Source organism: Escherichia sp. 10290, from assembly GCF_030295155.1.
Classification (GTDB): domain Bacteria; phylum Pseudomonadota; class Gammaproteobacteria; order Enterobacterales; family Enterobacteriaceae; genus Escherichia; species Escherichia coli_F.
Genome location: NZ_AP025741.1, coordinates 1,686,532 through 1,700,933, shown reverse-complemented (window position 1 = coordinate 1,700,933; position 14,402 = coordinate 1,686,532). Strand labels below are relative to the sequence as shown.

Annotated in this window: 15 protein-coding genes; 7 read left to right on the top strand and 8 right to left on the bottom strand. The window is 50.2% G+C overall.

Features of this window, described 5'->3' with window-relative positions; all coding sequences use genetic code 11:
• Positions 1–83: 83 nt before the first annotated feature.
• A complete protein-coding gene (locus QUE74_RS08515) occupies positions 84–1,211 on the top strand; it encodes a carboxymuconolactone decarboxylase family protein (RefSeq protein WP_001355255.1) in 1,128 nt (375 codons plus the stop codon).
• Positions 1,212–1,278: 67 nt separating this feature from the next.
• On the top strand, positions 1,279–3,213 hold the full coding sequence (gene rnb / locus QUE74_RS08510) for an exoribonuclease II (protein ID WP_000484993.1): 1,935 nt from the start codon (positions 1,279–1,281) through the stop codon (positions 3,211–3,213).
• Between the two features lie 76 nt (positions 3,214–3,289).
• Here rnb and QUE74_RS08505 read toward each other — a convergent pair whose 3' ends face one another.
• Positions 3,290–3,394: a hypothetical protein gene (locus QUE74_RS08505; protein ID WP_000221855.1), complete on the bottom strand. Its 105-nt coding sequence runs from the start codon at positions 3,392–3,394 to the stop codon at positions 3,290–3,292.
• Between the two features lie 53 nt (positions 3,395–3,447).
• Between QUE74_RS08505 and pdeR the strand changes: the two genes are divergently transcribed.
• The gene (pdeR, locus tag QUE74_RS08500) at positions 3,448–5,433 is read left to right on the top strand and encodes a cyclic di-GMP phosphodiesterase (protein WP_000859969.1); all 1,986 of its coding nucleotides are present in this window, start codon (positions 3,448–3,450) and stop codon (positions 5,431–5,433) included.
• Here pdeR and ymiD read toward each other — a convergent pair.
• Positions 5,415–5,543 (bottom strand): protein YmiD, encoded by a 129-nt coding sequence (ymiD, locus tag QUE74_RS08495; protein ID WP_213054491.1) that lies wholly within the window; start codon positions 5,541–5,543, stop codon positions 5,415–5,417. The two genes, pdeR and ymiD, sit on opposite strands and share 19 nt — an antisense overlap.
• 37 nt (positions 5,544–5,580) lie before the next feature.
• Here ymiD and QUE74_RS08490 point away from each other — a divergent pair, with 37 nt between their 5' ends.
• The 3 genes from QUE74_RS08490 to osmB all read left to right on the top strand — a co-directional run bounded on the left by QUE74_RS08490 (position 5,581) and on the right by osmB (position 7,080).
• Complete coding sequence (locus QUE74_RS08490; RefSeq protein ID WP_001288368.1) at positions 5,581–5,754, top strand: YciZ family protein; 174 nt, start codon at positions 5,581–5,583, stop codon at positions 5,752–5,754.
• Positions 5,755–5,843: 89 nt separating this feature from the next.
• Positions 5,844–6,593 (top strand): DNA-binding transcriptional regulator YciT, encoded by a 750-nt coding sequence (yciT, locus tag QUE74_RS08485; RefSeq protein WP_001088613.1) that lies wholly within the window; start codon positions 5,844–5,846, stop codon positions 6,591–6,593.
• Positions 6,594–6,861: 268 nt separating this feature from the next.
• A complete protein-coding gene (gene osmB, locus QUE74_RS08480) occupies positions 6,862–7,080 on the top strand; it encodes an osmotically-inducible lipoprotein OsmB (RefSeq protein ID WP_000498253.1) in 219 nt (72 codons plus the stop codon).
• Between the two features lie 125 nt (positions 7,081–7,205).
• On the opposite strand, the gene yciH is transcribed toward osmB, so the two are convergent.
• The 5 genes from yciH to pgpB all read right to left on the bottom strand — a co-directional run bounded on the left by yciH (position 7,206) and on the right by pgpB (position 10,858).
• Positions 7,206–7,532 carry a stress response translation initiation inhibitor YciH gene (yciH, locus tag QUE74_RS08475; protein WP_001353236.1) on the bottom strand — a complete coding sequence of 109 codons (327 nt, stop codon included), beginning with the start codon at positions 7,530–7,532 and terminating at the stop codon, positions 7,206–7,208.
• Positions 7,532–8,269, bottom strand: coding sequence for an orotidine-5'-phosphate decarboxylase (gene pyrF / locus QUE74_RS08470; protein ID WP_000176265.1), 738 nt, complete (start codon positions 8,267–8,269; stop codon positions 7,532–7,534). The genes yciH and pyrF overlap by 1 nt, the downstream gene beginning before the upstream one ends.
• Before the next feature lie 191 nt (positions 8,270–8,460).
• Entirely contained in the window at positions 8,461–9,630 is a 1,170-nt protein-coding gene (gene lapB, locus QUE74_RS08465; protein WP_000891338.1) for a lipopolysaccharide assembly protein LapB, read from the bottom strand.
• A 6-nt stretch (positions 9,631–9,636) separates the two neighbouring features.
• The gene (gene lapA, locus QUE74_RS08460; RefSeq protein ID WP_000876284.1) at positions 9,637–9,945 is read right to left on the bottom strand and encodes a lipopolysaccharide assembly protein LapA; all 309 of its coding nucleotides are present in this window, start codon (positions 9,943–9,945) and stop codon (positions 9,637–9,639) included.
• Positions 9,946–10,093: 148 nt separating this feature from the next.
• Positions 10,094–10,858 carry a phosphatidylglycerophosphatase B gene (gene pgpB, locus QUE74_RS08455; protein WP_001256551.1) on the bottom strand — a complete coding sequence of 255 codons (765 nt, stop codon included), beginning with the start codon at positions 10,856–10,858 and terminating at the stop codon, positions 10,094–10,096.
• 169 nt (positions 10,859–11,027) lie between these two features.
• Between pgpB and ribA the strand changes: the two genes are divergently transcribed.
• Positions 11,028–11,618 carry a GTP cyclohydrolase II gene (gene ribA / locus QUE74_RS08450; RefSeq protein WP_001176295.1) on the top strand — a complete coding sequence of 197 codons (591 nt, stop codon included), beginning with the start codon at positions 11,028–11,030 and terminating at the stop codon, positions 11,616–11,618.
• Positions 11,619–11,681: 63 nt separating this feature from the next.
• Here the strand turns inward: ribA and acnA are convergent, their stop codons facing one another.
• On the bottom strand, positions 11,682–14,357 hold the full coding sequence (gene acnA, locus QUE74_RS08445; protein ID WP_000099556.1) for an aconitate hydratase AcnA: 2,676 nt from the start codon (positions 14,355–14,357) through the stop codon (positions 11,682–11,684).
• Positions 14,358–14,402: the final 45 nt, after the last annotated feature.

Sequence of the window (14,402 nt, the reverse complement as noted above, 5' to 3'; positions counted from 1 at the left end):
GATATTTGTTATCGCCGATCCGTCTTTCTCCCCTTCCCGCCTTGCGTCAGGATAACGATTTCCTTCACGACCAAGGAGCGCCCATGGAACAACGCCACATCACCGGCAAAAGCCACTGGTATCATGAAACGCAATCCAGTACTGCGGAGAATGACGTTCTGCCTCTGGTCCCGGAAGCCGCAAAGGTTCGCGATCCCTTTCTGCTCGACGTGATCCTTGATGAAGAAACGCTGGCCCCCTTCCTTTCATGGATGGTCCCGGCGCGCATTCTTGCAGCGGAGTTGTTCCCTGACCAGCTTACTGTGACCCGTTCACAGACCTTCACCGCTTATGAACGCTTGACGACGGCCCTGACGGTTGCTCAGGTTTGCGGCGTCCAGCGGTTATGTAACTACTATTCGGCGCGACTTACGCCGCTCCCCGGGCCTGATTCCTCCAGGGAAAGTAATCATCGGTTGGCACAAATCACGCAATATGCCCGCCAACTGGCCAGCTCGCCTTCTATTATCGACAACCGATCGCGCCAACATCTGAATGACGTCGGTCTTACTGCCTGGGACTGTGTGATAATCAACCAAATAATTGGTTTTATTGGCTTTCAGGCGCGGACAATTGCGACATTTCAGGCTTATCTCGGGCATTCGGTACGCTGGTTACCCGGTCTGGAGATACAAAACTACGCCGACGCGTCACTGTTTGCTGATGAATCAATACGCTGGCGAAGCAGCTATGAGGTGGAAAAACTACCTGAAGAGCACACAAAAAGTTCTAATGCAGAACTTTGCCAACTGACCGAAACACTCTCTCTCCACCCTATTTCACTTTCCCTTCTCGAAAAGTTGTTAAACAGCACACGGGTCAATACACAGCCGGATAATAAGCTTGCGGCGTTGTTATGCGCGCGTATTAATGGCAGTCCTGCCTGTTTTGCTGCCTGTATGAATTCATCAAATGAATATAAAAAAATCAGCCCCCTTCTGCGCAAGGGCGAAAATGAAATTAACCAATGGGCTGACCGTGATTCTGTTGAGCGCGCTACCGTTCAGGCGATACAATGGCTGACCCGAGCACCCGATCGCTTTAGCGCCGCCCAGTTCAGCCCATTACTCGAACACGAAAAATCATCAACGCAGATTATTAATCTGCTGGTATGGAGCGGGCTGTGTGGCTGGATAAATCGCTTAAAAATCGCGTTGGGTGAGACATATTAACCTTGCCGCGTCAGACAGATTCGCGTAAAACTGTCAGCCGCTCTAATGGCCACCAAAATAGACAATTATGTTTCAGGACAACCCGCTGCTAGCGCAGCTTAAACAGCAACTGCATTCCCAGACGCCACGCGCTGAAGGGGTGGTAAAAGCCACAGAAAAAGGCTTTGGCTTCCTGGAAGTCGACGCGCAAAAAAGTTATTTCATTCCGCCGCCGCAGATGAAAAAAGTCATGCATGGCGACCGAATTATCGCGGTGATCCACAGTGAAAAAGAACGTGAATCCGCAGAGCCAGAAGAACTGGTTGAACCGTTTCTGACTCGTTTCGTGGGTAAAGTTCAGGGCAAAAATGACCGTCTGGCCATCGTTCCTGATCATCCACTCTTAAAAGACGCCATTCCTTGCCGCGCAGCCCGTGGCCTGAACCACGAGTTTAAAGAAGGCGACTGGGCGGTTGCCGAAATGCGCCGTCATCCGCTGAAAGGCGATCGTTCTTTCTATGCTGAACTAACACAATACATCACTTTTGGTGACGACCACTTTGTACCGTGGTGGGTTACCCTGGCGCGCCATAACCTGGAAAAAGAAGCACCAGACGGCGTCGCTACCGAAATGCTCGATGAAGGTCTGGTTCGTGAAGATCTGACAGCGCTGGATTTTGTCACCATCGACAGTGCCAGCACTGAAGATATGGATGACGCCCTTTTCGCTAAGGCGTTGCCGGATGACAAACTTCAGCTGATTGTGGCGATTGCCGATCCAACCGCGTGGATTGCTGAAGGCAGCAAGCTGGACAAAGCCGCGAAAATTCGCGCATTCACCAACTATCTGCCTGGCTTCAACATCCCTATGCTGCCTCGCGAGCTTTCTGACGATCTCTGCTCACTGCGCGCCAATGAAGTCCGCCCGGTACTGGCATGCCGCATGACGCTCTCCGCTGATGGCACCATTGAAGATAATATCGAATTCTTTGCCGCCACCATCGAATCCAAAGCGAAGCTGGTGTATGACCAGGTCTCTGACTGGCTGGAAAATACCGGTGACTGGCAGCCTGAAAGTGAAGCAATTGCCGAACAAGTCCGTTTGTTAGCGCAAATTTGCCAACGCCGTGGCGAGTGGCGTAATAACCACGCACTGGTATTTAAAGATCGCCCGGATTACCGCTTTATTCTCGGTGAAAAAGGTGAAGTGCTGGATATCGTCGCCGAGCCTCGTCGCATTGCCAATCGTATCGTCGAAGAAGCGATGATTGCCGCTAACATTTGTGCGGCCCGCGTACTGCGCGATAAGCTCGGTTTTGGCATCTATAACGTGCATATGGGCTTTGATCCGGCGAATGCCGACGCGCTGGCGGCGTTGCTGAAAACCCATGGTCTGCATGTCGATGCCGAAGAAGTGCTCACGCTGGACGGTTTCTGCAAACTGCGTCGTGAACTGGATGCGCAACCAACTGGTTTCCTCGACAGCCGCATTCGTCGCTTCCAGTCATTTGCTGAAATTAGCACTGAACCCGGTCCTCACTTTGGCCTCGGTCTGGAAGCATACGCCACCTGGACTTCGCCAATCCGTAAATATGGCGACATGATCAACCACCGTCTGCTGAAAGCGGTTATCAAAGGCGAAACTGCGACGCGTCCGCAGGATGAAATCACTGTCCAAATGGCCGAGCGTCGCCGTCTCAACCGAATGGCAGAACGTGATGTTGGCGACTGGTTATACGCACGCTTCCTGAAAGACAAAGCCGGGACCGACACCCGTTTCGCGGCGGAAATTGTCGATATCAGCCGTGGCGGCATGCGTGTGCGTTTGGTTGATAACGGCGCTATCGCCTTTATTCCAGCACCTTTCTTACACGCTGTGCGCGATGAACTGGTTTGCAGCCAGGAAAACGGCACTGTACAAATTAAAGGTGAAACGGCTTACAAAGTGACCGACGTTATTGACGTCACCATTGCCGAAGTCCGCATGGAAACCCGCAGCATTATTGCACGCCCGGTCGCGTAATCTCCTTTCACGGCCCATTCCTCATGAATGGGCCGTTTATTTCCCCGCTCCACCTTCGCCATATCCCGGCAGATTTTTAACTGACTTTCGTTTGAAAACTGGCGTTTTTCCAAAACTGGATTACAAATAAATAGATAAAAAAAACAATGCGTTTAGCCGCCGTTAATTTCATGTAAGTCATGTTGTTCCTTTTATTTAACCGCGAACTCCGCTGTTAACCGGAGGATATGCATCATGAAAACCGTTAGGGAGTCCACAACGTTGTACAACTTTCTCGGATCGCACAATCCATACTGGCGGTTGACGGAAAGCAGCGATGTTTTGCGCTTTTCTACCACCGAAACCACAGAACCTGAACGTACGTTGCAGTTATCTGCCGAACAGGCTGCTCGCATCAGGGAAATGACGGTCATCACTTCCAGCCTGATGATGAGTCTGACCGTCGATGAAAGCGATCTTTCTGTGCATCTGGTAGGACGAAAAATCAATAAACGGGAATGGGCTGGCAACGCGTCGGCATGGCATGACACACCGGCGGTTGCTCGTGATTTATCACACGGGCTTTCCTTTGCTGAGCAGGTAGTTTCTGAAGCACATTCCGCAATAGTGATTCTCGACAGTCGGGGGAATATCCAACGCTTCAATCGGTTATGTGAAGATTACACAGGGTTGAAAGAACACGACGTCATTGGGCAAAGCGTGTTTAAACTGTTTATGAGCCGTCGTGAAGCTGCGGCATCCAGGCGCAATAACCGTGTATTTTTTCGAAGCGGCAATGCATATGAAGTCGAACTGTGGATACCAACACGTAAAGGCCAGCGGCTGTTTCTGTTTCGCAATAAATTTGTCCACAGCGGCAGTGGCAAGAACGAGATTTTTTTAATCTGTTCCGGCACCGACATTACCGAAGAGCGCCGCGCTCAGGAGCGACTGCGTATTCTGGCAAATACCGACAGTATCACCGGACTGCCGAATCGTAACGCAATGCAGGAGTTAATCGATCACGCCATTAATCAGGCAGATAACAATAAAGTTGGGGTTGTGTATCTTGATTTGGATAATTTTAAAAAGGTCAACGACGCTTATGGGCATTTGTTTGGTGACCAGCTATTACGCGAAGTGTCATTGGCCATTTTAAGCTGTCTCGAACATGATCAGGTGTTGGCGCGTCCAGGTGGCGATGAGTTTCTGGTACTGGCATCCAATACCTCACAAAGCGCGCTGGAAGCAATGGCATCACGAATTTTGACCCGCTTACGACTCCCCTTCCGCATTGGTTTAATTGAAGTTTATACCAGCTGTTCAGTGGGTATTTCACTCTCTCCCGAACATGGTTCGGACAGCGCGGCTATTATTCGTCACGCCGACACAGCAATGTACACAGCGAAGGAAGGCGGACGAGGACAATTTTGCGTTTTTACCCCAGAAATGAATCAGCGGGTATTTGAATATCTCTGGCTGGATACCAACTTGCGTAAAGCACTGGAAAACGATCAGTTGGTTATTCACTATCAACCGAAAATCACTTGGCGTGGCGAAGTACGCAGTCTGGAAGCTTTAGTACGTTGGCAGTCACCTGAACGTGGGTTGATTCCACCGTTGGACTTTATTTCCTACGCCGAAGAGTCAGGGCTAATTGTGCCTTTAGGCCGTTGGGTGATTCTCGATGTCGTACGCCAGGTGGCGAAGTGGCGGGATAAAGGCATTAACCTGCGAGTGGCGGTAAACATTTCTGCACGTCAGCTCGCCGATCAAACCATTTTCACCGCCCTGAAACAGGTTCTCCAGGAACTCAATTTTGAATACTGCCCTATTGATGTTGAACTGACGGAGAGCTGCCTGATTGAGAATGATGAACTGGCACTGTCTGTTATTCAACAATTTAGCCAACTAGGTGCGCAAGTGCATCTGGACGATTTTGGTACCGGCTACTCTTCACTTTCGCAACTGGCGCGCTTTCCGATCGATGCGATTAAACTTGACCAGGTTTTTGTTCGAGATATTCACAAACAACCTGTATCGCAGTCGCTGGTCCGGGCGATCGTCGCTGTGGCCCAGGCATTGAATCTTCAGGTGATCGCTGAAGGAGTGGAGAGTAAAAAGGAAGATGCTTTTTTAACCAAGAACGGGATCAATGAGCGGCAAGGATTTTTGTTTGCCAAACCGATGCCCGCCGTCGCCTTCGAACGCTGGTATAAACGCTATCTGAAGCGCTCATAAGTAGATGAATATATATACTTAGCGATGTATTCCGTCATTATATATCGTATTCCCGGATGATAATTAGCCGTTGCCGTTAAACACTTCTCTTTTAGCGGCAATTTTTGCATTATTCACTTTCCCCCTTTTGCTATAAGGATGTCCTTGATGTCTGAATTTGATGCCCAGCGCGTTGCCGAACGTATTGATATTGTGTTAGATATCCTTGTGGCAGGCGATTACCACTCTGCGATCCATAATCTCGAGATACTTAAAGCAGAACTCTTGCGCCAGGTTGCTGAATCTACGCCAGACATCCCGAAGGCACCGTGGGAGATTTAACAATCGTGCCTTCAGGTTTTCCTATTTGAGGATGCCCGGCGCGTCAGTATTTTTTTATTAAGTATTATAACGTTATAAGAATTACAGCGATGAATTCCCGACAACAAACTATTCTACAGATGGTCATTGACCAGGGTCAGGTTAGCGTAACCGATCTGGCAAAAGCCACTGGAGTTTCTGAAGTTACCATTCGCCAGGATCTCAACACCCTCGAAAAACTGAGTTACCTCCGCCGTGCACATGGCTTTGCAGTTTCGCTTGATAGTGATGACGTCGAAACCCGTATGATGAGCAACTATACACTGAAGCGTGAACTCGCCGAGTTTGCCGCGTCACTGGTTCAACCGGGCGAAACTATCTTTATCGAAAATGGCAGCAGCAATGCCCTACTCGCCCGGACTCTGGGCGAGCAGAAGAAAAACGTCACTATCATCACGGTCAGCAGCTATATTGCACATTTGCTGAAAGACGCGCCTTGTGAAGTCATTTTACTCGGTGGCGTGTACCAGAAAAAAAGCGAAAGTATGGTTGGCCCTTTGACACGTCATTGCATCCAACAGGTGCATTTCAGCAAGGCATTTATTGGTATTGATGGCTGGCAGCCTGAAACTGGGTTTACCGGTCGCGATATGATGCGTACCGATGTGGTCAATGCCGTGCTGGAAAAAGAGTGCGAAGCGATAGTCCTGACTGACAGTTCGAAATTTGGTGCTGTACATTCATACTCCATCGGCCCCGTTGAGCGATTCAATCGCGTGATTACCGATTCGAAAATACGCGCCAGCGATCTGATGCATCTTGAGCACAGTAAACTCACCGTTCACGTCGTTGACATTTAACCATTTCCCTTCTCTACGGATGATTTGCTGTTTTGCAAATCATCCGCTCTAAGATGATTCCTGGTTGATAATTAAGACTATTTACCTGTTATTAACACTCTCAAGATATAAAATTATTATCAGCGATATAACAGGAAGTCATTATCACCTGCGTGATATAACCCTGCGCGCGAGCGGATTTCACGGAATAATTTCACCAGGCTTATTCTTAGCTATTATAGTTATAGAGAGCTTACTTCCGTGAATCATAAATTCAGGAGAGAGTATTATGTTTGTAACGAGCAAAAAAATGACCGCGGCTGTTCTGGCAATTACCCTGGCAATGTCTCTGAGTGCCTGTTCTAACTGGTCTAAACGAGACCGTAACACCGCAATTGGCGCGGGCGCAGGTGCATTAGGCGGTGCAGTACTGACCGATGGCAGTACGCTGGGTACATTAGGTGGTGCAGCCGTCGGTGGTGTTATTGGTCACCAGGTCGGTAAATAATCGTAAATAAATGTCGATTATCGACTCGCAATTATAATACGCTTGATTCTGTTCAGTACGAAATAACTGAATAATACACACAGTAAAATATTCTAAAGCCACGGATATATCCGTGGCTTTTTATGTTAACCGCCGGCGAGTTTTACCTTCATCCCTTTCGCTTCAAGCAGTGATTTTAATAAATCGCGCTTATCACCCTGGATTTCAATAATTCCATCTTTAACTGCCCCGCCGCAGCCGCATTTTTTCTTCAGTTCCGCTGCCAGTTTTGTCAGTTCGGCATCATCGAGATCGACACCGGTAATCAAGCAAACGCCCTTACCTTTACGTCCACTGGTCTGACGCTGAATACGCACCACACCGTCGCCTTTAGGGCGTACAGGGGCCGCTTTTGGCTCATCAATACGTCCGGTTTCCGTTGAGTAGACCAGACGGCTGTTGGAATCACTCATCATGCACTCCGCTGTAAAGAGGCGTTGATCGCTTTCAGCGTTTGCGCTGGATCTACCGATTGCGTTACCGGGCGACCAATCACCATATAATCAACACCAGCCGCCAACGCCTGTTCTGGCGTCATAATGCGGCGCTGGTCACCAGCTTCACTCCCCTGCGGACGAATGCCCGGCGTAACCAGTTTGAACTCCTGACCGAATACCTGTTTAAAGCGCACAGCTTCCTGAGCAGAACACACCACACCATCAAGGCCACATTTTTGCGTCAGTGCCGCCAGACGTTCTGCATAATCTGCAGGTGACAGCGTCACGCCAAGATCGGCCAGGTCGCTGGCTTCCATGCTGGTCAACACCGTCACAGCAATCAAAAGCGGTGCATCTTTGCCAAACGGGACGAGTGCCTCACGCGCTGCGGTCATCATACGCGCCCCACCGGAGGCGTGAACATTCACCATCCACACGCCTAAGTCAGCTGCAGCAGCGACAGCGTGCGCTGCAGTGTTGGGAATATCGTGAAATTTCAGGTCGAGGAAGATATCAAAACCACGCTGTTGAAGTTCGCGTACAAATTGAGGTCCAAACAGCGTAAACATCTCTTTGCCGACTTTCAGACGACAATCGCGTGGGTCGATCTTGTCGACAAAGGCCAGCGCGGCATCACGATTATGATAATCAAGGGCAACAACCACAGGAGAATTCGTAACAGCGCGGGAAGAAGATGAAGCAGTTAACGTCATGACCAGACCTTCTTGATGATGGGCACCGGAAGTGGCGCGAAACAGGTAAACGGCGAGCATTCTACCCGTGGAAATAAAAAATTAACAGTTGCGATTTCTCCCCTGGCAGGCTTTTCTGCGCCCGAGTTACCGGAGCACAATGGAACATTAATAATAAGTATGTTGTAACTAAAGTCGGATTTTTTTAAAAATTACAGGCCATCAAGACCGCGAATCGGTTTAATGGTTGACCAGGCCCGACAAGATGGACAATGCCAGTAGAGGGTGTATGCGGTAAAACCACATTTCTGGCAGCGATAACGAGGCTTACTACGCACCTTCTCGCCAACCATGTCACGCAGCACCATCAGACTCTCTTTGGCACGCCCTTCTTCCGCTTCATTTAAGTGGTAATCCATTAGCTTATGGAACACACGCATGGTCGGATGACGCTGAAGCTGACGCGTAATATAGACCTGTGCGGCCTCACTACCGTCGCGCGCTTCGATGATGTCCGCAAGCATTAGTTCAGCATCGGCACCGGTGTTCTCTTCCACCGCGCGCTGCAGGAACTCAGCCCATTCGGCAGTTTTACCCAACTGCTGGTAGCAGGTTTGCAGCATTTCCAGCGTTTCGCTGACCAGTTCTCTGTCCTGGGATATCACGCGTTGCAAACTTTCGACGGCTTTGGCGTATTCTCCTTTCGCCATAAATACGCGTCCCATCATGATGGATACGCGGGCGCTGTTTTTATCTGCCGCTGCACCTTTTTTTAACAAGGCCATGGCACGATCGAGATCGTCGCTGGCCATATGCTGTAGGGCTAACTCGCAGTAGAAATGAGCAATTTCGACGCGCTGCTTATCTTTACCCAGCTTCACCAGGCGTTCGGCAACATCAATTGCTTTCTGCCACTCGCTGGTAGCCTGGTAGATTTGTAGCAGTTGTTGCAGCGCACCAATGCGGAAGTCAGTTTCATCGGTCAACTGATTGAACATGTCTTCCGCGCGGTCGTATAACCCGGCGGCCATGTAATCACGCCCCAGTTGTTGAATCGCCAACAGACGCTGTTCATAGGTCAGCGAGGCGCTTTCCATTAGGGTCTGATGGATGCGAATAGCGCGATCAACTTCGCCACGCGAACGGAACAGGTTTCCGAGCGTAAGGTGGGCTTCAACGGTACCCGTATCCTCTTTAAGCATATCGAGAAACAGGTCTACCGCTTTATCCTGTTGATTACTAAGCAGAAAGTTAACCCCCGCTACGTAATCACGCGACAAGCGGTTGGCTTCATCTTGCTTGTTTTGTTGCGCACTTCTGCGGCCCATATACCAGCCATAGGCAGCGGCTACAGGCAAAAGCAGAAACAACAACTCCAGCATAGAAAGTTATTCCTTCGCCGCTGACGAATGCGGCGCTACAGCCACGTCAGTCGCGGGTGAAAGCTGGTTTTCCAGTCGCTTTATTTTACGTTCAGCGCGCGCCAGGGAAACACGAACTCGCAGCCAGAACAGGCCGCAAATCAGCCAACCGATAGCAAACCCCGCAGCAAACAATACCGCCAGCAATGTGGAAATACGGTACTCCCCTTGCGCTAACAGATAATTAAACGTCACCTGTTGATCGTTCTGCGCACCCAACGTGACCGAAATCACGAAGATCGCTAACACCAGTAAGAAAATGAGTAAATATTTCACATTACTTCCCGTTATGTGGTTAGAGCGAATAAATTATGGTCAACTTACCGCAATAGCCCTTTAAAGTACCATTTTCGCGCCGTCTGCGAAATGGCAACCACGCGCATTGTTGATGATTTAAGGGCTAAATTCAGAAAATCAACCAGCGTTAACTTTCTTGTTCTCGTTGTGCAATTTCGCGATTTTCTTCCGCAGGTGGTGTTAATGGCCCACAAATTCGTTGCGCAAGCCACGTTGCCACCGCCACCAGCGCCCACGAAATCAACGTAGCTACCACCAGATCGCGTGGCCAATGCATCCCGAGCAGCAGGCGGCTTCCCATGACTCCGGTTGCCCAGACCAGCAAGATAGCAATAGTTAACGTTCGCCGACGCGGCCATAGCAAACCAACGGCCAGCAGCGCCCAACTGGCAGCAAACATCGTGTGACCGGAAGGAAAGGCAAACCCCGTCTCTTTCTGCCAGTGTGAACGCAAATATTGTGGGATATTATTCTCTTCAGCCAACTGTTCTTTCACTAAATTTCCGCGTTCTGCTCGCTTTAAAGTGTAGAACTCATCAACCGGAATATGATGTGTTTTTTCCAGCCAGATTACAAAAGGTCGTGGTTCCTGGACTTTGTCTTTGATCCAGGATTTAACGCCTTGTCCCACAAGGATTGCCGCCGCCAGAATGGCAAATAACATAATGGCAGCCTTAATGCGAAAACGCAGACACCAGAGAAACCAGCCGAATAAAATCAAATGTGTAATGACGCCCCAGGGCTGAGTGACAGTTTCAGTAACCCAAAAAGCCGCTTTTAGTAGCCAACTTTGTTCTCCAGGTTGCCAACGCCAGCCAGAAATCCATACGGCTACCGGCATAACAAGCAATAGTGCAGCTCCCACTGCGGTACGTCTGGCAATCGAACGCATGGCATCTCCTTTTTGATAAGTCCCACAATCATAACTGAAAATGCCAGTTCCAGGAAAAATTGACAGATTTGTGCCATTCCGTGAACGATCGACGCGTCGTGATTAGGTGAACCCCTTCTCGTTATGGCAAAATAAGCCAATACAGAACCAGCATTATCTGGAGAATTTCATGCAGCTTAAACGTGTGGCAGAAGCCAAACTGCCAACCCCATGGGGCGATTTCCTGATGGTGGGATTTGAAGAACTGGCAACCGGACACGATCATGTCGCGCTAGTCTATGGCGATATTTCCGGGCATACCCCGGTACTTGCGCGCGTCCATTCCGAATGTCTGACCGGTGACGCCCTGTTCAGCTTGCGCTGCGATTGTGGCTTCCAGCTCGAAGCGGCACTGACGCAAATTGCCGAAGAAGGCCGTGGTATTTTGCTGTATCACCGTCAGGAAGGTCGTAACATTGGTCTGCTGAATAAAATCCGCGCTTATGCACTGCAGGATCAAGGTTACGATACTGTAGAGGCTAACCACCAGTTAGGCTTCGCCGCTGATGAGCGCGACTTCACTCTTTGCGCTGATATGTTCAAACTCCTTGGCGTCAATGAAGTCCGCTTGTTAACCAACAACCCGAAAAAAGTCGAAATTCTGACCGAAGCAGGGATTAATATTGTTGAACGCGTACCGTTGATTGTAGGTCGTAACCCCAATAACGAACATTATCTCGATACCAAAGCCGAGAAAATGGGTCATTTGCTGAACAAATAACCCTCTTGCATTGTTTAATTCATTTGCTTGCCGGAAGCAAAATAACCGGCAAGCAAATACTCGTTACTTCAACATATTACGAATGACATAATGCAAAATGCCGTCGTTCTGGTAGTAAGTCAACTCCGTCGCGGTGTCGATACGACAACAGCAGGGTACGACTTCCTGGCTACCATCCGCGCGCGTAAACGTCACCGGAACCGTCGCACCGGGTTGTAGACTTTGCAGATCGACAATATCAATCTTCTCTTCCCCGATTAGCCCTAACGTTTTACGCGTCACGCCTAGCGGAAATTCCAGCGGCAGGATGCCCATGCCAATTAAATTCGAACGGTGAATTCGTTCAAACGATTCGGCAATCACAACACGAATACCAAGCAGACGCGGACCTTTTGCTGCCCAGTCACGGCTGGAGCCTGATCCATACTCTTTCCCGGCAATCACCGCCAGCGGCGTTTGCTCCTGCTTATAGCGCATCGCGGCATCATAAATAGAGACGACATCACTGTCAGGTAGATGCCGCGTCATCCCCCCTTCAACGCCAGGCACCATTTCATTACGAATGCGAATATTGGCGAAGGTGCCGCGCATCATCACTTCATGGTTACCACGCCGCGAACCGTAGGAGTTAAAGTCTTTGCGCTCAACACCCCGACCTTGTAGATATCGCCCCGCCGGGCTATCGGGCTTAATGCTGCCCGCCGGAGAAATGTGGTCAGTGGTAACCGAATCCCCCAGCATTGCGAGGATCCGCGCACCGTGAATATCTTCCACAGGTGCTGGTGTTGCCTGCATTTCATCAAAGAAAGGCGATAAGCGAATATAGGTTGAATCCTCCTGCCAACCGTAGGTATCGGATCGCGCAACGTTAATCTCTTTCCATTCCGCCGTGCCTTCAAAAACTTCTGCGTACTCTTTGCGGAACATTTCTGTGGAGACTTGTTCTACCGCACGGGCAATTTCTTGTGCCGATGGCCAGATATCTTTCAGATATACCGGATCGCCTTTACGATCGTGACCAATAGGCTCAGAAGTGAGGTTAATATTCATATTTCCCGCCAGCGCATAGGCAACCACCAGCGGCGGCGAGGCCAGCCAGTTAGTTTTAACCAGCGGATGGATACGGCCTTCAAAGTTACGGTTGCCGGACAGCACCGCACCGACGGTTAAATCGCCTTTTTTGATTGCCGTTTCGATAGGATCGGGCAATGGACCAGAGTTACCAATACAGGTGGTACAACCGTATCCCACAAGGTTAAATCCCAGTTCATCCAGATACGGTGTCAGTTTCGCTTTTGCCAGATAATCAGAAACGACTTTCGAGCCTGGTGCCAGCGACGCTTTGACCCACGGTTGCCGCTTGAGGCCCAGAGTTACAGCTTTTTTCGCCAGCAAACCTGCGGCCATCAGCACACTTGGGTTAGAGGTGTTGGTGCACGACGTTATCGCAGCAATGACCACCGCGCCATCAGGTAACTGATACTGATGTCCGTTCATAACATAATCGACCGGCTGGCGATCTTTATGCGTGGCATTTACTTCCAGTTCGTTACTGGCGGCAAATGCTTTTGGTACATCGGGCAGTGCAACGCGATCCTGTGGGCGTTTTGGCCCTGCCAGGCTCGCTTCAACGTCATTCATATCCAGTTCTAACGTACTGGTAAAAATCGGTTCATCGCCCGGGTTACGCCACATGCCCTGCGCTTTGGCATATTTTTCGACCAACTCGACCTGATCTTCGCTGCGCCCGCTTAAACGCATGTAATCGAGGGTGACAGCATCGATTGGGAAGAAGCCACAGGTGGCACCATATTCTGGCGACATATTGGCAATGGTGGCGCGATCCGCCAGCGGTAGTGAATCCAGCCCATCACCATAAAATTCGACGAATTTCCCCACCACGCCATGTTTGCGCAGCATTTGGGTAACGGTGAGAACCAGGTCTGTGGCGGTAATACCTTCACGTAATTTTCCGGTGAGTTTAAAGCCCACTACGTCCGGGATAAGCATGGAAACCGGCTGGCCTAACATTGCGGCTTCGGCTTCGATCCCACCAACGCCCCACCCCAGCACGCCAAGGCCGTTGATCATGGTGGTGTGCGAGTCAGTACCAACGAGTGTATCCGGATAAGCAATCCATTCACCGTCCTGCAATTCGCTCCACACTGCTTTGCCGAGATATTCGAGGTTAACCTGATGGCAAATGCCTGTGCCTGGCGGCACGACGCTAAAACGACTGAACGCCTGCTTTCCCCATTTCAGGAACACATAACGTTCGTGGTTGCGCTCCATTTCCAGGCGCACGTTTTCTTCAAATGCCTCATCATCACCAAAACGATCGACGGTCACCGAGTGGTCAATGACCAGGTCGACCGGTGAGAGCGGGTTAACCTTTGCAGTATCGCCGCCGAGGCGTTTAACCGCTTCGCGCATTGCCGCCAGATCAACAACGGCAGGTACGCCGGTAAAGTCCTGCATCAGCACCCTTGCCGGGCGGTAGGCAATTTCACGGTCAGCATGGGCATTTTTCAGCCATCCCACCAGCGCGTAGATATCCTCTTCGGTAACCGAGTTACCATCCTGCCAGCGCAGCAGGTTTTCGAGCAAAACTTTGAGTGACTTAGGCAGACGGGTGATATCGCCCAGTGATTTGGCAGCAAGCGGCAGGCTGTAGTAGTGGTAAGTTTTATCTTTGGCCTGCAACGTGTCCTTACTGGCTTCTCGTAGGGTTGACGACATAGCTCCTCCTTAATGACAGGGTTGCGAAGCCCTGATTCTCTTCAG

Coding starts and splice junctions, on each gene's coding strand:
- QUE74_RS08515 (WP_001355255.1), top strand. CDS start 84: ATGGAACAACGCCACATCACCGGCAAAAGCCACTGGTATCATGAAACG.
- rnb (WP_000484993.1), top strand. CDS start 1,279: ATGTTTCAGGACAACCCGCTGCTAGCGCAGCTTAAACAGCAACTGCAT.
- QUE74_RS08505 (WP_000221855.1), bottom strand. CDS start 3,394: ATGACTTACATGAAATTAACGGCGGCTAAACGCATTGTTTTTTTTATC.
- pdeR (WP_000859969.1), top strand. CDS start 3,448: ATGAAAACCGTTAGGGAGTCCACAACGTTGTACAACTTTCTCGGATCG.
- ymiD (WP_213054491.1), bottom strand. CDS start 5,543: ATGCAAAAATTGCCGCTAAAAGAGAAGTGTTTAACGGCAACGGCTAAT.
- QUE74_RS08490 (WP_001288368.1), top strand. CDS start 5,581: ATGTCTGAATTTGATGCCCAGCGCGTTGCCGAACGTATTGATATTGTG.
- yciT (WP_001088613.1), top strand. CDS start 5,844: ATGAATTCCCGACAACAAACTATTCTACAGATGGTCATTGACCAGGGT.
- osmB (WP_000498253.1), top strand. CDS start 6,862: ATGTTTGTAACGAGCAAAAAAATGACCGCGGCTGTTCTGGCAATTACC.
- yciH (WP_001353236.1), bottom strand. CDS start 7,532: ATGAGTGATTCCAACAGCCGTCTGGTCTACTCAACGGAAACCGGACGT.
- pyrF (WP_000176265.1), bottom strand. CDS start 8,269: ATGACGTTAACTGCTTCATCTTCTTCCCGCGCTGTTACGAATTCTCCT.
- lapB (WP_000891338.1), bottom strand. CDS start 9,630: ATGCTGGAGTTGTTGTTTCTGCTTTTGCCTGTAGCCGCTGCCTATGGC.
- pgpB (WP_001256551.1), bottom strand. CDS start 10,858: ATGCGTTCGATTGCCAGACGTACCGCAGTGGGAGCTGCACTATTGCTT.
- ribA (WP_001176295.1), top strand. CDS start 11,028: ATGCAGCTTAAACGTGTGGCAGAAGCCAAACTGCCAACCCCATGGGGC.
- acnA (WP_000099556.1), bottom strand. CDS start 14,357: ATGTCGTCAACCCTACGAGAAGCCAGTAAGGACACGTTGCAGGCCAAA.